This is a genomic window from Pseudomonas sp. LSJ-87, assembly GCF_032971465.1.
Lineage (GTDB): Bacteria > Pseudomonadota > Gammaproteobacteria > Pseudomonadales > Pseudomonadaceae > Aquipseudomonas > Aquipseudomonas putida_Z.
Genome location: NZ_JAWJYQ010000027.1, coordinates 24247 through 43796, shown reverse-complemented (window position 1 = coordinate 43796; position 19550 = coordinate 24247). Strand labels below are relative to the sequence as shown.

Annotated in this window: 16 protein-coding genes and 2 tRNA genes; 8 read left to right on the top strand and 10 right to left on the bottom strand. The window is 63.0% G+C overall.

The window, feature by feature from the left end; translation table 11 throughout:
- Nucleotides 1-21: 21 nt before the first annotated feature.
- From ruvC to RYH74_RS17305, 6 genes are all read right to left on the bottom strand, one after another.
- Nucleotides 22-546: a crossover junction endodeoxyribonuclease RuvC gene (gene ruvC / locus RYH74_RS17330; RefSeq protein WP_004375291.1), complete on the bottom strand. Its 525-nt coding sequence runs from the start codon at nucleotides 544-546 to the stop codon at nucleotides 22-24.
- Between the two features lie 185 nt (nucleotides 547-731).
- A complete protein-coding gene (locus tag RYH74_RS17325) occupies nucleotides 732-1478 on the bottom strand; it encodes a YebC/PmpR family DNA-binding transcriptional regulator (RefSeq protein ID WP_013973810.1) in 747 nt (248 codons plus the stop codon).
- 114 nt (nucleotides 1479-1592) lie between these two features.
- Nucleotides 1593-3368 carry an aspartate--tRNA ligase gene (gene aspS, locus RYH74_RS17320; RefSeq protein WP_025340263.1) on the bottom strand — a complete coding sequence of 592 codons (1776 nt, stop codon included), beginning with the start codon at nucleotides 3366-3368 and terminating at the stop codon, nucleotides 1593-1595.
- A 95-nt stretch (nucleotides 3369-3463) separates the two neighbouring features.
- A complete protein-coding gene (locus RYH74_RS17315; RefSeq protein ID WP_003254776.1) occupies nucleotides 3464-3685 on the bottom strand; it encodes an FmdB family zinc ribbon protein in 222 nt (73 codons plus the stop codon).
- Between the two features lie 92 nt (nucleotides 3686-3777).
- Nucleotides 3778-4107: a ribbon-helix-helix domain-containing protein gene (locus RYH74_RS17310; protein WP_024087590.1), complete on the bottom strand. Its 330-nt coding sequence runs from the start codon at nucleotides 4105-4107 to the stop codon at nucleotides 3778-3780.
- A 273-nt stretch (nucleotides 4108-4380) separates the two neighbouring features.
- Nucleotides 4381-4854 (bottom strand): Dps family protein, encoded by a 474-nt coding sequence (locus tag RYH74_RS17305; protein ID WP_025340264.1) that lies wholly within the window; start codon nucleotides 4852-4854, stop codon nucleotides 4381-4383.
- 279 nt (nucleotides 4855-5133) lie between these two features.
- On the opposite strand from RYH74_RS17305, the gene RYH74_RS17300 reads away from it, so the two are divergent.
- Nucleotides 5134-5727 (top strand): cold-shock protein, encoded by a 594-nt coding sequence (locus RYH74_RS17300; RefSeq protein ID WP_025340265.1) that lies wholly within the window; start codon nucleotides 5134-5136, stop codon nucleotides 5725-5727.
- A gap of 63 nt (nucleotides 5728-5790) precedes the next feature.
- Here RYH74_RS17300 and RYH74_RS17295 read toward each other — a convergent pair whose 3' ends face one another.
- Nucleotides 5791-5997, bottom strand: coding sequence for a SlyX family protein (locus RYH74_RS17295; protein ID WP_025340266.1), 207 nt, complete (start codon nucleotides 5995-5997; stop codon nucleotides 5791-5793).
- 1 nt (nucleotide 5998) lies between these two features.
- Nucleotides 5999-6418 (bottom strand): HIT family protein, encoded by a 420-nt coding sequence (locus tag RYH74_RS17290; RefSeq protein ID WP_286100375.1) that lies wholly within the window; start codon nucleotides 6416-6418, stop codon nucleotides 5999-6001.
- Between the two features lie 692 nt (nucleotides 6419-7110).
- On the opposite strand from RYH74_RS17290, the gene RYH74_RS17285 reads away from it, so the two are divergent.
- The 3 genes from RYH74_RS17285 (at nucleotide 7111) to RYH74_RS17275 (ending at nucleotide 11226) form a co-directional block, all read left to right on the top strand.
- Nucleotides 7111-8376 (top strand): OprD family porin, encoded by a 1266-nt coding sequence (locus RYH74_RS17285; RefSeq protein ID WP_075046061.1) that lies wholly within the window; start codon nucleotides 7111-7113, stop codon nucleotides 8374-8376.
- Between the two features lie 160 nt (nucleotides 8377-8536).
- Nucleotides 8537-10252, top strand: a complete 1716-nt coding sequence (locus RYH74_RS17280; RefSeq protein ID WP_075046062.1) for a proline--tRNA ligase — start codon at nucleotides 8537-8539, stop codon at nucleotides 10250-10252.
- A gap of 20 nt (nucleotides 10253-10272) precedes the next feature.
- On the top strand, nucleotides 10273-11226 hold the full coding sequence (locus RYH74_RS17275; protein ID WP_084785247.1) for a hypothetical protein: 954 nt from the start codon (nucleotides 10273-10275) through the stop codon (nucleotides 11224-11226).
- 167 nt (nucleotides 11227-11393) lie between these two features.
- Here the strand turns inward: RYH74_RS17275 and dinB are convergent, their stop codons facing one another.
- Entirely contained in the window at nucleotides 11394-12452 is a 1059-nt protein-coding gene (gene dinB, locus RYH74_RS17270; RefSeq protein WP_162276788.1) for a DNA polymerase IV, read from the bottom strand.
- A gap of 220 nt (nucleotides 12453-12672) precedes the next feature.
- On the opposite strand from dinB, the gene RYH74_RS17265 reads away from it, so the two are divergent.
- From RYH74_RS17265 to RYH74_RS17250, 4 genes are all read left to right on the top strand, one after another.
- Nucleotides 12673-12749, top strand: a tRNA-Met gene (locus RYH74_RS17265).
- 134 nt (nucleotides 12750-12883) lie between these two features.
- Nucleotides 12884-12960: transfer RNA gene (locus RYH74_RS17260), tRNA-Met, on the top strand.
- Nucleotides 12961-13220: 260 nt separating this feature from the next.
- Entirely contained in the window at nucleotides 13221-15863 is a 2643-nt protein-coding gene (mprF, locus tag RYH74_RS17255; RefSeq protein ID WP_317409817.1) for a bifunctional lysylphosphatidylglycerol flippase/synthetase MprF, read from the top strand.
- Nucleotides 15863-17155, top strand: coding sequence for a virulence factor family protein (locus tag RYH74_RS17250; protein ID WP_025340272.1), 1293 nt, complete (start codon nucleotides 15863-15865; stop codon nucleotides 17153-17155). Before mprF ends, RYH74_RS17250 begins: the two co-directional genes overlap by 1 nt.
- Nucleotides 17156-17543: 388 nt before the next feature.
- Here the strand turns inward: RYH74_RS17250 and RYH74_RS17245 are convergent, their stop codons facing one another.
- Entirely contained in the window at nucleotides 17544-19454 is a 1911-nt protein-coding gene (locus RYH74_RS17245) for a potassium transporter Kup (protein ID WP_286100376.1), read from the bottom strand.
- Nucleotides 19455-19550: the final 96 nt, after the last annotated feature.

Below are 19550 nucleotides of genomic sequence, written 5' to 3'. Positions count from 1 at the left end.
GTGTATCAGCGCATGAAGCGCCTACAGACGCAAGCGCCCGCCGCGTCGCCTTGCCGTGGCCAGGCCATGCGGCACCAGGCTGGAGCGGGTATGGGCATGGCACAGGGCGATGGCCAGGGCGTCGGAGGCGTCGATCTGCGGCTTTTGCGTCAGTTTCAGCAGGTGCATGACCATCATCATCACCTGCTCCTTGTTGGCCCCACCGGTACCGGCTACCGCCTGCTTGACCTGGGTGGCGCTGTATTCGGCGATTTCCAGGCCGGCTTCGGCGGCGGCAACGATGGCCGCGCCACGGGCCTGGCCGAGCTTGAGCGCCGAGTCGGCGTTACGGGCCATGAACACCCGTTCGATGCCCATGGTTACCGGGCCGTGCTGGGCGATGATTTCACCCACGCCACGAAAAACGATCTGCAACCGCTCGTGCAGCTCGCCGCTGCCGGTGCGGATGCAGCCCGACGCCACGTACTCGCAACCACGGGCGGTCTGGCGTACCACGCCATAGCCGGTGATGCGCGAGCCGGGGTCGATACCAAGAATCAGAGTCATAGTGCCTGTCGAAAAATTGATGCATCTCTGCAAACTGTACCGGCCCTTTCGCGGGTAAACCCGCTCCCACAGGTACTGCACCGACTCTGAATGTGGTGCAGTACCTGTGGGAGCGGGTTTACCCGCGAAAGGGCCGGTACAGGCGCTGACAAACTTAAAGAACTGGCATGGATCGCCAGGACACCTTAGCCGAGGTTTTCCATGATCTCATCGGAAATCTGGGCATTGGAGTAGACGTTCTGCACGTCATCCAGGTCTTCGAGCATGTCGATCAGCTTGAGTACTTTCTCGGCACCGTCCTGGTCGAGTTCGGCGCTGGTGGTCGGCTGCATGACGATTTCCGCGTCAGCGGCCTTGAAGCCCGCCTCTTCCAGGGCATTGCGCACGGCGTAGAAGCTGTTGAACGAGGTGAACACGTCGAACGAGCCGTCGTCGTTGGCCACCACGTCATCGGCATCGGCTTCCATCGCCGCTTCCATCAGCGCGTCTTCTTCCACGCCCGGGGCAAAGCTGATCTGCCCCTTGCGCTCGAACAGGTAGGCCACCGAACCGTCGGTGCCCAGGTTGCCACCACACTTGGTGAAGGCATGACGCACGGCAGCGGCGGTACGGTTGCGGTTGTCGGTCATGGCCTCGACCATGATCGCCACGCCACCCGGGCCGTAACCTTCGTAGCTGAGCTCTTCGACGTTGTCGCTTTCGTTGGTGCCGGCACCACGGGCCACGGCACGATCGATGATGTCGCGGCTCATGTTGGCGCCCAGGGCCTTGTCCAGCGCCAAACGCAGGCGCGGGTTGGATGCCGGGTCAGCACCACCCTGCTTGGCAGCGACCGTCAGTTCGCGGATCCACTTGGTGAAGATCTTGCCTCTCTTGGCATCCTGGCGCTCTTTGCGGTGCTTGATGTTCGCCCACTTGGAATGACCAGCCATAACGACTCCGAATCCTTTGAATCACAAACAGCCCCGCCCCTGTACGGGGCGGGACGGGAAATTGCCTGCGCCGAAACGCAAAGGCGCATCCATGTGGATGCGCCCGGGGACTGCTTACTCGACCTTGGTCTGTTCGCGCAGTCGGATGTGCAGCTCGCGCAGGGCCTTGGCGTCGACCATGCCAGGGGCCTGGGTCATGACGCACGCGGCGCTCTGGGTTTTCGGGAAGGCGATCACTTCACGGATCGACTGGGCGCCGGTCATCAGCATGACCAGGCGGTCCAGGCCGAAGGCCAGGCCACCGTGAGGCGGTGCACCGAACTTCAGGGCGTCGAGCAGGAAGCCGAACTTCTCTTCCTGTTCTGCCGCCTCGATGCCCAGCAGGCGGAACACGGCCTGCTGCATCTCTTTACGGTGGATACGGATCGAACCACCACCCAGCTCGGTACCGTTCAGGACCATGTCGTAGGCACGGGACAGGGCCACGGCCGGGTTGGCCTCGAGCTCTTCCGGGGTGCACTTCGGCGCGGTGAACGGGTGGTGCAGCGCGGTGAAGCTGCCGTCTTCGTTCTCTTCGAACATCGGGAAGTCGACCACCCACATCGGTGCCCACTCGCAGGTCAGCAGCTCGAAGTCGTGACCCAGGCGGATACGCAGCGCGCCCAGGGCTTCGCTGACCACCTTGAACTTGTCGGCACCGAAGAACACGATGTCGCCGTCAACGGCGCCAACGCGGTCGAGGATGGTGTTGAGGTTGGCCTCGGGGATGTTCTTGACGATCGGCGACTGCAGGCCTTCGACGCCCTTGGCGCGCTCGTTGACCTTGATGTAGGCCAGGCCCTTGGCACCGTAGATGCCGACGAACTTGGTGTACTCGTCGATCTTGCTGCGCGGCATGCTGGCGCCGCCTGGCAGGCGCAGGGCGGTAACGCGGCACTTCGGATCGTTGGCCGGGCCGGCGAACACCTTGAAGTCGACATCCTTGAGCTGGTCGGCAACGTCGACCAGTTCCAGCGGAATACGCAGGTCCGGCTTGTCGGAACCGTAGCGGCGCATGGCCTCTTCGAAGGTCATGTGCGGGAATTCGCCGAATTCCAGGTCCAGCACTTCCTTGAACAGCTTGCGGATCATGCTTTCGGTCAGGCCCATGATCTCGCTTTCATCGAGGAAGCTGGTCTCGATGTCGATCTGGGTGAATTCCGGCTGGCGGTCGGCACGCAGGTCTTCGTCACGGAAGCACTTGGCGATCTGGTAGTAGCGGTCGAAGCCGGCGACCATCAACAGCTGCTTGAACAGCTGCGGCGACTGCGGCAGGGCGAAGAAGCTACCGGCGTGGGTACGGCTAGGCACCAGGTAGTCACGGGCGCCTTCCGGGGTGGCACGGGTCAGGATCGGCGTCTCGACGTCGAGGAAGCCATTCTCGTCGAGGAAGCGACGGATGCTGCTGGTGATGCGCGAACGCAGGCGCAGCTTGTCGGCCATTTCCGGGCGACGCAGGTCGATGAAGCGGTAGCGCAGGCGGGTTTCCTCGCCGACGTCGGAGTATTCGTTCAGCGGGAACGGCGGGGTTTCCGCTTCGTTGAGCACGTTCAGCTGGTAGCCGAGGATCTCGATGGCGCCGGAAGCCATGTTGGCATTCACCGCACCTTCAGGGCGCTTGCGGACCTTGCCGGTGATCTGCACGACGTATTCGCTGCGCACGCGGTCGGCAGCGGCGAAGGTTTCGGCGCGATCCGGGTCGAACACGACCTGGGCCATGCCTTCGCGGTCACGGATGTCGAGGAAGATCACCCCGCCGTGGTCGCGGCGACGATGGACCCAGCCGCAAAGGGTGACTTCCTGGCCGTCCAGGCTCTCGTTCAGTTGGCCGCAATAATGGCTGCGCATCATGATGGTGGTTTCGCTTCTCGTGATTCGTGTATTCGGTGGAGGCCTTGGCCGCCCGCAGAGGGCTAATACTGCAAGACCCGGTCACAGCATTCAACTCAGTCGGCCTTGTCGCCGCCTGCCAGATTCTTTTTCGCCCCGGTCTTGAAGTCGGTTTCGTACCAACCGTTACCGCTCAGGCGGAAGCCTGGCACCGACAGCAGCTTCTTCAGCGCCGGCGCCTGGCAGGCCGGGCAATCGGTCAGCGGCGCGGCGCTGATCTTCTGCAGCACTTCCATGCGGTGCTCGCAGGATGCACATTGATAGTCATAAAGGGGCATGGGTGTCTCTCGTCAACCACAACGCTGGCTGCCGGGGCAGCAAAAAGCGGGATTATATATGGTTAGCAAGCACTGCGCAGCCCGCCAGGCGATCAGCGCACACTTGGCGGGTCCAGCAGCCAGGCGACGCAGATCACCCTGATCAGCCCGCTGAAGTTGCGCACCCCACCCTGGCGCAGGTGTACCTCGCGGTCGACGTAGGACAGCACCGCGCTGACCGAGCAGCGGTTGGCCGCGGCGATGCGCTCCAGGATGCCCCAGTAGACGGCTTCCAGCCGCAGGCAGGTGGAAAAGCCGTTGAGCCGCACCGAGCGTGACACCGGCTGGGTCTGCAACATGTCGAAATCCGCCTTGAACGGGTCGATGCACTGTTTACCCGGCCAACGCCCCTGGCCAGCCACACGTTTGCTTGCTTGCATCATGCGCCACACTTCCTCGTCACAGGTACCAGGTGGCCTATGAAGCGCTGATGGGCGAGCTTAAAGCAGCGGCAAAATCTTCCTGCGCAAACACTCGATGGGTAAGCGTGACGGAAAACCTGTGGGAGCGGGCGAGCCCGCGAAGCAGGCGACGCGGTGGATGGCACCGGCCTTGCCGGTGTTCGCGGGCATGCCCGCTCCCACAAGGTTTGTGCAAGCTTTCGGATTTTGAACAAGAAAGCTGCATTCAAATTGCCATGTGACAGCCCTGGTCAATTACTTGCCGTCGAGCAGCACCCGCAGCATCCAGGCGGTTTTCTCGTGCACCTGCATGCGCTGGGTCAGCAGGTCGGCGGTCGGCTCGTCACTGACCTTGTCCACCACCGGGAAGATGCTGCGCGCGGTACGCACCACGGCTTCCTGGCCCTGGACCAGCTGGCGGATCATCTCGTCGGCAGGCGGCACCCCTTCTTCCTCCTTGATCGAGGAGTGCCGCGCATAGAATGCATAAGCCCCCGGCGCCGGAAAGCCCAGAGCGCGAATGCGCTCGGCGATCGAGTCGACCGCCAGCGCCAGTTCGTTGTACTGCTCTTCGAACATCAGGTGCAGCGTGCGGAACGACGGACCGGTGACGTTCCAGTGGAAGTTATGGGTTTTCAGATACAGCACGTAGGTATCCGACAACAGGCGGGACAGCCCATCGACGATGGACTTGCGATCTTCTTCACTGATACCGATATCGATTGCCATGAAGTTCCCCTTTCCATAAGGCTTGAGACCCAAGCAGGTGACGACCACTGTAGCAACACTTGGTACACGCCGCATGTGACATGGCGCAACACATCGCCCGTCGCGGCCTGCGGTTTGAGTAGCCTGCGGCTTTACTGTTAAATAGGCATGGTGCCACCCGTGCGGATTGTCATTGCCGGGTGCATAGGCTGGCCTGCCACGTGTTCGCGCTCTACACCTCATGCGCACCGTGCTGCCAGCTCTTCCTGTGATCGGCCTTATCAACTGTGAGCCAACCCCATGTTCAAGATCGTCCATCTGGTGACGGGCGTGGCAGCCTTGCTGCTATCGCTCATACCCAGCCTGAAAACCGATGCGACACCCTTCCTGCAACAACCCGACGCGGTCTACCTTGCCCTGCTCGGCCTGCTCAACCTGGTGCTGGCCCCGGTCGTGCCACTGTACTACCGCGGCGCGCGGCAGCAGTTGCAGCACCTGGCCTGTGCCCTGCTGGTGGTGGCCGTGGTGCTGCAGACCCTGACACTGCTGGCCCGCCCGGAAATGGGCAACCTGGCCGCACTGGTCTGCGCGGCGCTGGCCGTGGCCGTGCACCTGGCCGTGGGCTTTGCCCGCATCCCGCGCAAGGCACGCGCCAGCCAGCACGCGGCGCAGGATGCCGGCAATCGTGATACCGGTACCGTGAAGTGGTTCAACACGTCCAAAGGCTTCGGCTTCATCTCCCGCGACTCGGGCGATGATATCTTCGTGCACTTTCGCGCCATTCGCGGCGAAGGCCACCGCATCCTGGTGGAAGGCCAGCGCGTGGAGTTTTCCGTGATGCACCGCGACAAGGGCCTGCAGGCCGAGGATGTGGTTGCGGTAACCCGCCGCTGATCCAACTTGCAGAAACCACCCCCTGCAGGAGCGGGCATGCCCGCTCCTGCAGGGGTTCAGGTATCAATAATGAGGCGGTGGCGCCTCGTCCCCTTCGCTGCCGTACTGGCCAACCATCTCTTCGTAACGCTTGATCAGCTCGGCCATCTGCAACTGCAGCCGCTCGATCACCCGCCCCTGCTCGACCACCACGTCATTCAGCGCCTGGATGGTGTCATCCTGGAACGCCTGGCGTGTTTCCAGTTCAACCACTCGCGATTCAAGCGACATGTCAGGCCTCCTGGTAGCCGGCGAGCTGCAGCCCGCGCAGGCGCTGGCGAATGGCTTGCACCTGGTCGTCGGTGTAGGCCACCGCCGGGCACTTGCCCCACACCGGTGCCGGCCAGGCGGCGTCGTCGCGCTGGCGCACGATCACGTGCATGTGCAACTGGCTGACCACATTGCCCAGGGTGGCCACGTTCATCTTGTCGGCGCTGTAGCTGGCTTTCAGCGCTCCGGCCAGGCTGGTGGTTTCCTGCCACAACTGCTGCTGCTCCGCAGCATCGAGCTCGAACAGTTCGCTGATGCCGGCGCGCTTGGGCACCAGGATGAACCATGGATAGTTGGCATCCTTGCTCAGCAGCAACTGGCACAGCGCAAACTCCCCCAGCACCAGCGAATCCTGCTGCAAACGCGAATCGAGGACGAACACGGCAAATCTCCTTCAGGCAGAACCAACCCGCGTCACGCGGAAAACAGGCCTGCAAGGATACCCTGCACGTTCCCGGTAACACAGCGCTACTTTTCGCACCAAAATGAGGCCACCCGTACACCTCGCACCACACTTGCCACCCCAAAGGTGACGCTGCATGAACAAGTTGCGGTAACACATTGACTTTCATGACAGCTTTTCAAATTTTAATGATTCTCGACTGTGACACCCCGTCAGGCGGCTCCCGCCCCGTGTTTACGGCACTTTCCGACCCCCGGTAGCAGGTTTTGTGAAAATTTCATGAAGCGTTGCGAATTTTGAGCACGCTTGTTGCATTCCTTTCACGCCAAGTCGGCACGACATCTGCATCGACAGGTGTACGCGACAAATAACAACAGCGGCATTGGTTACCAGGGAGTTTCCCCAACCGGAATCGGTAGTTACAGGTTCGTTACGGTGAAAGAAACAGCGCTGGTGTTGTACGGCCCTTAAACCGGGGCGTGATTTGCGACATGGAAATACTCAAAAGCGACATGGTGAAAAAGTTCCGAAAAGGATGTTTATACCCATATCGCCAACAACAGTCAGCGTGCTATACATTTTCGCCGACATAACAAGAAAGAGCTGCCCCATATAACTAAAACACTTGGACGCAGCGGTACTCTTCCTAAAAACCAAAGGAGCAAATCACGATGCGCGTGATGAAGTGGAGCATGATCGCCCTGGCCGTTGCGGCAGGGACCTCGCAGTTGGCATTGGCCTCTTCCCAGGACGAGTCCAAAGGTTTCATCGAAGACAGCAAGCTGAACGTCAAGACCCGCATGCTGTACTTCAGCCGTGACTTCCGTAACAACGAAGGCGGCCAGAGCCGTCGCGAAGAAACCGGCCTGGGCTTCCTCGGCACCTTCGAGTCCGGCTTCACCCAGGGCACCGTGGGTGTGGGTGTGGATGCCATCGGCATGCTCGGCCTGAAACTGGACAGCGGCAGGGGCCGCGTCAATACCGGCCTGTTCCCGAACGACTCCGACGGTCGTGCGCAGGATGAATATTCCAAGGGCGGCGGCGCGGTCAAGTTCCGCATCTCCGACACCGTGCTGAAAGTGGGTGACCAGTTCACCGCTCTGCCGGTCTTCGCCACTGACGACAGCCGCCTGCTGCCAGAAATCGCTCAGGGCACCCTGATCACCAGCAACGAGATCGAGGGCCTGACCCTGCATGCTGGTCACTTCACCAGCCTGACCGCCCAGGAGCAGACCAACCGGGACAGCTTCGGCCTGAAGGAAGCCAACGTGGTCGGTGGTACCTACGCCTTCACCGACAACCTCAGCACCAGCCTGTACTACTCGAAGGTTGAAGACTACTGGCGCAAGTACTACGCCAACGTCAACTGGGCACTGCCGATCTCGGACAAACAAGGCCTGGTGTTCGACTTCAACATCTATGACACCAAGAGCGAAGGCTCGGCCGATTACCTCGCATTCGATGGCGACAAGCTGGACAACCGCGCGTTCAGCCTGTCGGGCGCCTACAATATCGGCGCTCACACCTTCACCCTGGCCTACCAGAAAGTCACCGGCGACGGCGACTATGGCTATGGCATCGACGGTGGCGGCACCATCTTCCTGGCCAACTCCGTGGCCCGTTCCGACTTCAACGCCGAAGACGAGAAATCCTGGCAGGCTCGCTACGACCTGAACTTCGCCGAATACGGCATCCCGGGCCTGACCTTCATGACCCGTTATGTACGCGGTACCGACGCCAACGTCGCCGGCACCAGCAACGGCAAGGAATGGGAACGCGACGTCGATATCAAGTACGTACTGCAGAGCGGCCCGGCGAAAGACCTGAGCTTCCGCGTACGTCAGGCCACCTACCGCTCTTCCGATGGCGTTTACTACGATTCCCCATCGATCGACGAACTGCGCCTGATCGTGGAGTACCCGCTGAGCATCCTGTAAGCCTGGCTTGCAGTGCCCCGCACCTGAAAAAGCCCGGCGATCACGCCGGGCTTTTTCTTGGCTGACAAGCGTCACGCCCTGGGGCATCCTGTACGCCTTCGTTTCGCCCCCGTACAATGCGGGGTCATTTCAATGTCTTAGGCAATCGACACGGCTCACCATGCGCACCAGTCAATATTTGCTCGCCACCCAGAAAGAAACCCCTGCCGACGCAGTGGTCATCAGCCATCAGCTCATGCTGCGTGCCGGCATGATCCGCAAACTGGCCTCCGGCCTGTACACCTGGCTGCCGATGGGCTTGCGGGTGATGCGCAAGGTCGAGGCCGTGGTGCGTGAGGAAATGAACGCCGCCGGCGCCCTGGAAGTGCTGATGCCCAGCATCCAACCAGCCGAACTGTGGCAGGAATCCGGCCGCTGGGAACAGTACGGCCCCGAGCTGCTGCGCCTGAAGGACCGCCACCAGCGCGACTTCTGCGTCGGCCCGACCCACGAAGAAGTGATCACCGACCTGGCCCGCAACGAGCTGTCCAGCTATAAACAGCTGCCGCTCAACATGTACCAGATCCAGACCAAGTTCCGTGACGAGATCCGCCCGCGCTTCGGCCTGATGCGCGGCCGCGAGTTCATCATGAAGGACGCCTACTCGTTCCATGCCGACCAGGCTTCCCTGCAGGAAACCTACGACCGCATGCACCAGGCGTACAGCAACGTGTTCACCCGCCTGGGCCTGGACTTCCGCCCAGTGCAGGCCGACACCGGCTCTATCGGTGGCAGCTACTCGCACGAATTCCACGTACTGGCCGAGTCCGGCGAAGACGACGTGATCTTCAGCGACAGCTCCGACTACGCCGCCAACATCGAGAAGGCCGAGGCCATCCCGCGTGAAACCGTGCGCCCGGCCCCTACCGAGGAGCTGCGCCTGGTCGACACGCCGAACGCCAAGACCATCGCCCAGCTGGTGGAAAACTTCGGCCTGCCGATCGAGAAGACCGTCAAGACCCTGATCGTGCGTGGTGCCGAGGAAGGCAAGCTGGTAGCACTGATCGTGCGTGGCGACCATGAGCTCAACGAAATCAAGGCGGCCAAGCTGGAACAGGTTGCCGACCCGCTGGTCATGGCCACCGACGCCGAACTGCGCGAGGCCATCGGTGCCGGCGCCGGCTCGCTCGGCCCGCTGAACCTGCCGCTGGAAATCGTTATCGACCGCTCGGTTGCCCTGATGAGCGACTTCGGCATTGGCGCCAACATCGACGACAAGCACTACTTCGGCGTGAACTGGGAGCGCGACCTGCCGGTTCCACAGGTCGCCGACCTGCGTAACGTGGTCGAAGGCGACCCGAGCCCGGACGGCCAGGGTACCCTGGTGATCAAGCGCGGTATCGAAGTGGGCCACATCTTCCAGCTCGGCACCAAGTACAGCGAGGCGCTGAAGTGCCAGGTACTGGGCGAGAACGGCAAGCCGGTAACCCTGTCCATGGGCTGCTACGGTATCGGTGTGTCCCGCGTGGTGGCCGCTGCCATCGAGCAGAGCTACGACGACAAGGGCATCATCTGGAACGACGCCCTGGCCCCGTTCCAGATCGCCCTGGTACCGCTGCGCTACGAAACCGAGGTAGTTCGCGAGGCGACCGACAAGCTGTACGCCGAGCTGACTGCTGCCGGCTACGAAGTGCTGCTGGACGACCGTGACAAGAAGACCAGCCCAGGCATCAAGTTTGCCGACATGGAGCTGATCGGCATCCCGCACCGCATCGTCGTCAGCGATCGCGGCCTGGCCGAAGGCAACCTGGAGTACAAGCACCGCACCGAGCAGGACGCCCAGTCGTTGCCGCTCAATGAAGTGCTGACCTTCCTGCAGGCCCGCGTTCGCCGCTGATAACCAATGCACGAGTGATCATGTTCAAGCGAAGTACCTTTCCCCTGGGGGGCGCCGCACTGTGCGGCGCCCTGCTCGTCAGCGGCTGCGCCAATCAGATGTCCCAGCGCAGCGACCATGAGGAGCGCGTCGAGCGCAAACTGCTCGAGCACACCCTGCAGATCGATGTCGGCGAGCCGAAGGTGATGGAGCTTCCGCAACGACGTGTGCGCGTGCATGAGCAGAAGCGCTTCGAAGTCACCGAATTCGAAGTCACCCGCAGCTATGACCGCTATACGCCTTACCAACCCTGGCGGGAGATCTACGAGATCCCGCTGGGTGCGGTGGCCGTGGTGGCAGGCGTGGGTGCCAACGTGGTCAATGTCTTCGCCCTGGGCAACCTGCCGGACAGCATCACCCACGACTGGCTCAGCTATGGCGTGGACGGGCTCAACCCGTTCATGAACGTGCCGTCCAACGGCCGTGCCCAGCAGAACCTGGCCAGGATCAGCGAAGTGCAGAAAGGCAAGCGCGAGGAATCTACCAGCGTGCCCTGGAGCGAGCGCCTGGTCGAGGTCAAGGCCGGCAAGATGACACACGAGCTGACCACCGACAGGAACGGCGTGCTGCGCCTGAACCTGCTCGACAGCCCGTTCTCCGAGCAGAACCTCAACCACATCGGCACCCTGCACCTGCAGGTGCTGGACGAGGACAACGCGGTACGTGGCGATGCCAGCCTGCTGGTCAGCGCCACCCTGCGTAACAAGCTGCTCGAGGCCCATGAACTGATCTTCGATGACCTCGAAGATGACGATGTCGGCCAATGGGTACACCGGGTCAAGCGCTTGTCCGAACTGGGCCTGGAAGAGGAAGCCAGTGAAATGGAACAGAGCCTGATCGAACTGACCCGCAACGACCCGGAGTTGCAGCAGGAGTTTCTGCAGTCGCTGACCAAGGCCACTGGCCGGTTGGTGGCCGACCCGGGCGCGCAGTAACTGCTGCGGCAACGCATCCCCCTGTGGGAGCGGCCTTGTGTCGCGAAAGGGCTGCAGAGCAGTCCCGACAATTGATGCATCACTGCTGAAATCCTGGGGCCGCTGCGCGGCCCTTTCGCGACACAAGGCTGCTCCCACAGGGGGCCATGCAGCCAGGCCCAGGCCATTTATTGAGGCGGGAACAGCTCCAGCTGCTCATGCGCCCCGCGCAAGTCGCGCAACCTCACGCCTACCCCCAGCAAGCGCACCGGCTTGCCACCACGGGCAAACGCCTGACCCAGCAATTGTCGATAACTTTCCAGGTCCCTGCCCGCCCCCGCCTGCTCCATGGTGGTCTGGCTGAAGTCATGGAACTTGACCTTGACGAAGGGTTTTTCCGGCCGGTAACTGCTGTCCATGCGGGCGATACGCTCGTTCAGGCTTTCCAGCAGGTCGGGCAGCCGTGCCAGGCAACTGGCCAGGTCCGGCAGATCGGTGTCGTAGGTGTTTTCCACGCTGACCGACTGCCGGCGACTGTCATTGTGCACCGCACGTTCATCGATACCCCGCGCCAGCCCCCACAAACGCTCGCCAAAGCTGCCGAACTCGCGCACCAGCGCCAGGCGCGACCATTCGCGCAATTCCAGGCAGGTTTCGATACCCAACCGCGCCAGCTTGTCTGCCGTTACCTTGCCCACCCCGTGCAGCCTGGCCACCGGCAGGGCGGCGACGAATGCCTCCACTTCGCCCGGGGTAATCACGAACAGGCCATTGGGCTTGCGCCAGTCACTGGCGATCTTGGCCAGGAACTTGTTCGGCGCCACACCGGCCGAGACAGTGATATGCAGGGTGCGGGCGACGCGCCGGCGGATATCCTCGGCAATGCGCGTGGCGCTGCCCGAATACCACTGGCTGTCGCTCACATCCAGGTATGCCTCGTCCAGCGACAGTGGCTCGATCAACTCGGTGTAGTCGCGGAAGATTGTGTGGATTTCCCGCGAGGCCTCACGGTAGGCCTCGAAGCGCGGCTTGACGATCAGCAGGTCCGGGCACAGCTTCAGGGCGTGCCGCGACGACATGGCCGAACGCACGCCGTAGGCACGCGCTTCATAGTTGCAGGTGGCGATCACCCCACGGTGGTCGGCCGACCCACCCACCGCCATGGGCCGCCCGGCCAGGCGCGGGTCGTCACGCATTTCGATCGCGGCATAAAAGCAATCGCAGTCGACGTGGATGATCTTGCGCAAGGACATGGATGACCGTCAGCACTGTAAATTCATACAGATAGTATCGCATGTGCCTTCGGGGCATGCAGCCTGTGCGCGGCATTGGTCGATAATCGGCCTGAAAGCCCCGTCGCGCCTGAGCTGCGCGCTATATTCAAACGCTAAGAGTTTGAACAGGAAAGGTTTTTTCAGAAAATAGCTTGACACCCACGGGTAAATCCGTAGAATTCGATCTCACAGGCGCGGGATGGAGCAGCCTGGTAGCTCGTCGGGCTCATAACCCGAAGGTCGTCGGTTCAAATCCGGCTCCCGCAACCAGATTCGAGAAAAGGCCACTGTTCACACAGTGGCCTTTTTCTTTTGCGTCAAATAATGCGTTGAAAGAAATTTCAAAAAAATCAACGAGTAGCGCTTGACACCCATTCTGGAAACTGTAGAATGCGCCCCACTGACGCGGGATGGAGCAGCCTGGTAGCTCGTCGGGCTCATAACCCGAAGGTCGTCGGTTCAAATCCGGCTCCCGCAACCATATTCGTCAGAACAAACCCCGCCTGTGTAACAGCAGCGCGGGGTTTGTTGCTTTTCCCCTCCTGATTTTCGTCTCCCCCCATTTTCCCGCCCTCCAGCCAACCCGCAGGCTTGAAAGGTCGCTCCCAGCATGAACTATCTTTAACCCTGCCAGGCGGCTGAAAACGCTTGAGGCCGGAGTAACATTGGATACGTTTTCCTAAGGGACTTTCACTTGGCCACACCTCTCCCTCACCTCGCGCTGCAAGCCCGGGGCAATCCATGACTTCGCACAACCCCGAACCCCCGGTGCCGCTTGCCTCGGCGCTACCCGGCGCGGTGCAACGCCTGCCCTTGCTCGAACGCTTGAGCCGCTACCGCCAGCCCATCGGCCTGGTAGTGACCCTGGTGTTGTTCACCATGGCCTTGGTCGCCTGCCGCCACCTGTTAAGCGAATTGGACATCTATGCCTTGCACGATGCCATGCTCAGCGTGCCGACCCAGTCGTTACTTGGCGCCTTGCTGGCTACCGTGCTCGGTTTCGTTGTCCTGCTGGGCTACGAGTGGTCTGCCAGCCGCTATGCCGGCGTGAAGCTGCCGGCGAGCAGCCTGGTGATGGGCGGCTTCAGCGCCTTTGCCATCGGCAACGCCATCGGCCTGTCGATGCTTTCGGGCGGTTCGGTGCGCTACCGCCTGTATGCACGCCAGGGGGTTGGCGCAGGTGAAGTTGCACGGATGACTGTTTTTGCCAGCCTGTCACTGGGCTGCGCGCTGCCGCCCCTGGCCGCCTTGGCGACCTTGAGCGACCTGCCGGCAGCCTCGGCCGCACTGGGTTTGGCGCCTGGCTTGCTGGCGGGTGTCGCAATAGCCGTGCTGCTGGTATGCAGCGTGCTGGTGTTCGGCTTGTACCGCCGGGGCCTGGCTGAGCAACCACTGGCCAACAGCCTGCTGGTACAACTGGGCCGCCGCACGCTGCGCCTGCCGGGCGCACGCCTGGCAGCCCTGCAATTGCTGATCACCGCACTGGATGTCGCCGCTGCCGCCACCGTGCTGTATCTGCTGCTGCCCGAAGCACCGCCGTTCGGTGCCTTTGTGCTGGTGTACCTGCTGGCCTTGGCCGCAGGTGTGCTCAGCCACGTACCGGGCGGCGTCGGGGTATTCGAAGCGATCCTGCTGGCAGCTTTTGCCGACCAACTCGGCGCCGCGCCGCTGGCAGCGGCCCTGCTGCTGTATCGGCTGATCTACGTGGTGCTGCCGCTGCTGCTGGCCTGCGTGCTGCTGCTGGCCAACGAGGCCCGGCGCCTGCTGTTCGCGCAACAGGCTATCAAGGCCGCTTCCGGGCTGGCCGCGCCGATCCTGTCGATCCTGGTGTTCCTGTCCGGGGTGGTGCTGCTGTTCTCCGGGGCCACGCCCGAGATCGACACCCGCCTGGAGCACATGGGTTTCCTGGTTCCGCACCGCCTGATCGACGCCTCGCACTTCGGCGCCAGCCTGATCGGCGTACTGTGCCTGCTGCTGGCCCAGGGCCTGCGCCGGCGCCTGTCCGCCGCCTGGCTGCTGACCACCGTGCTGTTGCTGGTCGGCGCCCTGCTGTCGCTGCTCAAGGGCTTCGATTGGGAAGAGGCCTGCCTGCTGACCCTCACTGCCGCCCTGCTCGCCTTGTTCCGCCGCTCCTTCTACCGCCCCAGCCGTTTGCTCGAGTTGCCATTCTCGCCGGTGTTTCTGGTGGCCAGCGCCTGTGTGGTAGGCGCATCGGTGTGGTTGTTGCTGTTCGCCTACCAGGATGTGCCCTACAGCCATCAGCTGTGGTGGCAGTTCACCCTCGATGCCGATGCCCCGCGTGGCCTGCGCGCCGCCATGGGCAGCGCAGTGCTGCTGGCGGCCGTGGCCCTGACCTGGCTGCTGCGCACTGCACCACCGGTGATCCACCTGCCTGACGAAGAAGAGCTGCTGCGTGCCAACCGCATTCTGCTGGCCTCCGACCAGCCCGATGGCGGCCTGGCCCTGACCGGTGACAAGGCGCTGCTGTTCCACCCTCGCGACAACGCCTTCCTCATGTACGCCCGTCGCGGCCGCAGCCTGGTGGCGCTGTACGACCCGATCGGCCCGGCCCAGGAGCGCGCCGAAATGATCTGGCAGTTCCGCGACCTGTGCGACCTGCACCATGCCCGCCCGGTGTTCTATCAGGTGCGCGCCGAGAACCTGCCGTTCTACATGGACATCGGCCTGACCGCGCTGAAGCTGGGTGAAGAAGCCCGGGTCGACTTGCGCCGCTTCGACCTCGAAGCCAAGGGCAAGGAGATGAAGGACCTGCGCTACACTTGGAACCGTGGCGGCCGTGACGGCCTGAGCCTGGAAATCCACGAACCCGGGCATGCCCCGCTGGCAGAGCTGAAGGAAATATCCGACGCCTGGCTTGGCGGCAAGAACGTGCGCGAGAAAGGCTTCTCGCTGGGGCGCTTCAGCCCTGAATACCTGCAGCATTTTCGCATTGCCCTGATCCGCTTCCAGGGCCGCCCGGTGGCTTTCGCCAACCTGCTGGAAACCCATGGCAACGAACTGGCCAGCCTCGACCTGATGCGTGCGCACCCCGAGGCCCCGAAGCTGACCATGGAATTCATGATGATCGGTCTGATCTTGCACTACAAAAGCCATGACTACGCCCGCTTCAGCCTGGGCATGGTGCCGCTTTCCGGCCTGCAGCCGCGGCGTGGCGCGCCCTTGACCCAGCGCCTGGGCTCGATGGTGTTCCGCCGAGGCGAGCAGCTGTACAACTTCCAGGGGCTTCGACGCTTCAAGGACAAGTTCCAACCGGACTGGGAACCCCGCTACATGGCCGTGCCGGCCGGGCTCGACCCGCTGGTGGCACTGGCCGACACCGCCGCCCTGATCGCAGGCGGCCTGACTGGATTGGTGAAACGTTGATGACCCGACGCTTTTGGCTGTACCTGCTGGTTCCCCTGCTGTTGGCCGCCCTGGGAGGCGCGCTGGCGTTCTGGCTATGGACCCGCCCTGCCCCCGAGGCACGCCTGGAACAACTGAGCATCAATGACACCCGCATCACCCGTGTGACCCCGGGCGTGCACCCCAAGGCCCGAGTGGCCATCGGTGTACCCCAGGACCAGGCGCTGACCGACAGACAGCTGCTGGACCTGGCCCAGGCTGGCGAAGCGCAACTGGTGCAGGTGATCCTGCCGCCCAACGACTGCAGCAAGCAGCAACAGGCCTTGGACCAGGCCATGGGCCAGCTGCCGGAGAAACCGACCCTGGTCGCCGGTATCGGCCCTGGCGCCTCTCAGGCGTGGCGCTGGCTGGCCAGCCAGAACAACGACAAGGCGCGGGCGATTTCCGTGGACTTCAGCCTGGAACAGCCCGGCTGCCAGGCAGCGCTGCCGAAGTCGGCCGCCCACGGCCACTGGAACGTCGCCTGGAACGACAACCCGGATGACGCCAGCGCCGCCTTCGTGCGCGACCAGGCCAATGCCGAAACCAGCATCAGCGACTACGACATTCACCTGCCACAAGTGCTCAAGGCCCAGCTGACCCAGGCCCTGGTCGGCCACGACGGCAACGCCCTGGCCATCCCGGTAGTCGAGGTGCCAGCCGGGCAGACCACCGACACGGTCACCCTGTTCCTTTCCGGTGATGGCGGCTGGCGGGACCTGGACCGCGACGTGGCCGGGGAAATGGCCAAGCTTGGCTACCCGGTGGTCGGCATCGACACGCTGCGCTACTACTGGCAGCACAAGACCCCGGAACAAAGCGCCGCCGACTTGTCCGAGCTGATGCAGCACTACCGGCAGAAATGGGGCACCAAGCGCTTCGTGCTGACCGGTTATTCGTTCGGTGCCGACGTGCTGCCGGCGATCTACAACCGCCTGCCGGCCGAGGACCAGCAGCGTATCGACGCGGTGATGCTGCTGGCCTTTGCCCGCAGCGGCAGCTTCGAGATCGAAGTCGAGGGCTGGCTGGGCAAGGAAGGCCAGGAAGCGCCAACCGGGCCGGAAATGGCCAGGCTGCCGGCCTCCAAGGTGGTGTGCGTGTATGGTGTGGAAGAAACCGACGAGAGCGGTTGCACCGACAAGACTGCGGTGGGTGAACGCCTGAAGCTGCCGGGGGGCCACCACTTCGACGAAAACTACCCGGCACTGGCCAAGCGCTTGATCGGCGAGATCGAGACGCGCCAGGGCAAGTCCAGCGTGGCTGAGCAGAACTGATAAGCCTTGCGGCCCATTCGCGGGTAAACCCGCTCTCATAGAACTGCACATAACTCATTGATTTAGCAGAGACCCTGTGGGAGCGGCTTTAGCCGCGAACACCGGCGCAGCCGGTGCCATGCACCGCGTTGGATTCTTCGCGGCTAAAGCCGCTCCCACAGGGTACGAGGATCGCTTGCGAATCCAGTTATCTGCGCGACAGCGCAGCCCAAAGGGCTGGGCAATCTCCCACAGGTACAGCGCAAGCTTTGAAAGCCATGCGGGTCCATGTGGGAGCGGGCATGCCCGCGAACACCGGCGAAGCCGGTGCCCTACACCGAGTTGCCGGCTTCGCGGGCACGCCCGCTCCCACATGGGGCGGGTACTGCCTTGAAATCTGTGTTGCACCTCAGATCTCGACCTGGGTCCCCAGCTCGATCACCCGGTTCAGCGGCAGGTTGAAGAAGCGCAAGTTGCCGTTGGCATTCTTCAGCAGGAACGCGAACAGGTTGCCCCGCCAGCGCGACATTCCCTCCAGCCGTGAGGCGATCACGGTCTCGCGGCTGAGGAAGAAGGTGGTGCGCATCGGGCTGAAATCCAGGTCTTCCAGGTGGCACAGCTTCAACGCGGCCGGCACGTCCGGTTCGTCCATGAAGCCGAAGTGCAGCAACACGCGGAAGAACCCGTCGCCATAGGCTTCCACCTCAAAGCGCTCCTGCTCCGGCACCCGTGGCCGATCCTCGCTGACCACCGTCAGCAGCACCACCTGGCTGTGCAGCACCTGGTTATGCAGCATGTTGTGCAACAGCGCATGGGGTACCGCATCGGAGCGCGCCGTGAGGAACACCGCCGTGCCTTCGACCCGGTGCGGCGGCTGAATGCGGATACTGCTGATGAACAGCTGCAGCGGCAGCGCGCCTTCGTCGATACGCTCCATCAGGATCTGCTTGCCGCGCTTCCAGGTGCTCATCAACAGGAACAGCACAGCGCCGGCCAGGACCGGGAAGGCCCCACCCTGGATGATCTTCGGCACGTTGGCGGCAAAGAACAGCCCATCCACAAACAGGAAACCCAGCAGGATCGGCACCGCCAGCACCGGTGGCCACTTCCACAGCAGCAACATCACCGCCGAGACCAGGAGGGTGGTCATCAGCATGGTACCGGTCACCGCCACGCCGTAGGCCGCCGCCAGGGCGCCGGACGACCCGAAGCCGATCACCAGCAGCACCACGCCAACCATCAGCGCCCAGTTCACCGCACCGATGTAGATCTGCCCCTGCTCGTCGCTGGAGGTGTGCTGGATCTGCATGCGTGGAATGTAGCCCAGCTGGATGGCCTGGCGGGTCAGGGAGAAGGCCCCCGAGATCACCGCCTGCGAGGCGATCACCGTGGCCATGGTGGCCAACCCGACCAGCGGCAGCAGTGCCCAGCCCGGCGCCAGCAGGTAGAAGGGGTTGCGTGCCGCCTCCGGGTCCTGCAGCAGTATCGCGCCCTGGCCAAAGTAGTTGAGCACCAGCGCCGGCAGCACCAGGACGAACCAGGCGCGGGCGATCGGCTTGCGGCCAAAGTGGCCCATGTCGGCGTACAGCGCCTCGGCACCGGTCAGCGCCAGCACCACCGCGCCGAGGATGGCCACGCCCATGCCGGGGTGAACCACGAAGAAGTTCACCGCCCAGACCGGGTTGAATGCCTTGAGCACTTCCGGGCTCTGCGAGATGCCATGCGCTCCCAGCGCGCCCAGCGCCACGAACCAGGTGACCATGATCGGGCCGAACAGCTTGCCGATCTTCTCGGTGCCGTGCTTCTGCACCAGGAACAGCGCCACCAGCACCACCAGCGAAATCGGCACAACCCAGTGGTCGATGCCTTCGAAGGCCAGCCCCATGCCCTCCACCGCCGACAGCACCGACACCGCCGGGGTGATCATGCTGTCGCCATAGAACAGCGAAGCGCCGATCAACCCGCACACCACCATCAGCGTACGCAACCTCGGGTAGGCCGCCGTGGCCCGCCGCGCCAGTGCAGTCAGTGCCATGGTGCCACCCTCGCCCTGGTTGTCGGCGCGCAGGATGAACATCACGTACTTGAACGACACTACCCACAGCAGCGACCACAGGATCAGCGACAGGATCCCCAGCACGCCGTCATGGTTGACCGGCACTCCGTACCCGCCGCTGAAGACTTCCTTGAGGGTATACAACGGGCTGGTACCGATATCGCCATAAACCACCCCGACCGCCGCCACGAGCAGGCTCAACGACCGCGTCGCGCCCTGCTTCCCCTCGTGCCCGCCCTCGGCGTGACTGCTTGCCTGAACCATCGACCACTCCCGCAGACGGCCTTGCAAGGCCAGTAGAATTCCCCATGCGCCAGGTGATACTGATCCCCCCGACACAATGGCGCGAAGCATAGCGCA

Excerpts from the sequence above, each read along its gene's own strand:
- ruvC (WP_004375291.1), bottom strand. The coding sequence starts at position 546 with ATGACTCTGATTCTTGGTATCGACCCCGGCTCGCGCATCACCGGCTAT.
- aspS (WP_025340263.1), bottom strand. The coding sequence starts at position 3,368 with ATGATGCGCAGCCATTATTGCGGCCAACTGAACGAGAGCCTGGACGGC.
- RYH74_RS17275 (WP_084785247.1), top strand. The coding sequence starts at position 10,273 with ATGTTCAAGCGAAGTACCTTTCCCCTGGGGGGCGCCGCACTGTGCGGC.
- RYH74_RS17295 (WP_025340266.1), bottom strand. The coding sequence starts at position 5,997 with ATGTCGCTTGAATCGCGAGTGGTTGAACTGGAAACACGCCAGGCGTTC.
- RYH74_RS17250 (WP_025340272.1), top strand. The coding sequence starts at position 15,863 with ATGACCCGACGCTTTTGGCTGTACCTGCTGGTTCCCCTGCTGTTGGCC.
- RYH74_RS17245 (WP_286100376.1), bottom strand. The coding sequence starts at position 19,454 with ATGGTTCAGGCAAGCAGTCACGCCGAGGGCGGGCACGAGGGGAAGCAG.
- RYH74_RS17315 (WP_003254776.1), bottom strand. The coding sequence starts at position 3,685 with ATGCCCCTTTATGACTATCAATGTGCATCCTGCGAGCACCGCATGGAA.
- RYH74_RS17280 (WP_075046062.1), top strand. The coding sequence starts at position 8,537 with ATGCGCACCAGTCAATATTTGCTCGCCACCCAGAAAGAAACCCCTGCC.
- RYH74_RS17285 (WP_075046061.1), top strand. The coding sequence starts at position 7,111 with ATGCGCGTGATGAAGTGGAGCATGATCGCCCTGGCCGTTGCGGCAGGG.
- RYH74_RS17305 (WP_025340264.1), bottom strand. The coding sequence starts at position 4,854 with ATGGCAATCGATATCGGTATCAGTGAAGAAGATCGCAAGTCCATCGTC.
- mprF (WP_317409817.1), top strand. The coding sequence starts at position 13,221 with ATGACTTCGCACAACCCCGAACCCCCGGTGCCGCTTGCCTCGGCGCTA.
- RYH74_RS17325 (WP_013973810.1), bottom strand. The coding sequence starts at position 1,478 with ATGGCTGGTCATTCCAAGTGGGCGAACATCAAGCACCGCAAAGAGCGC.
- RYH74_RS17310 (WP_024087590.1), bottom strand. The coding sequence starts at position 4,107 with ATGATGCAAGCAAGCAAACGTGTGGCTGGCCAGGGGCGTTGGCCGGGT.
- RYH74_RS17300 (WP_025340265.1), top strand. The coding sequence starts at position 5,134 with ATGTTCAAGATCGTCCATCTGGTGACGGGCGTGGCAGCCTTGCTGCTA.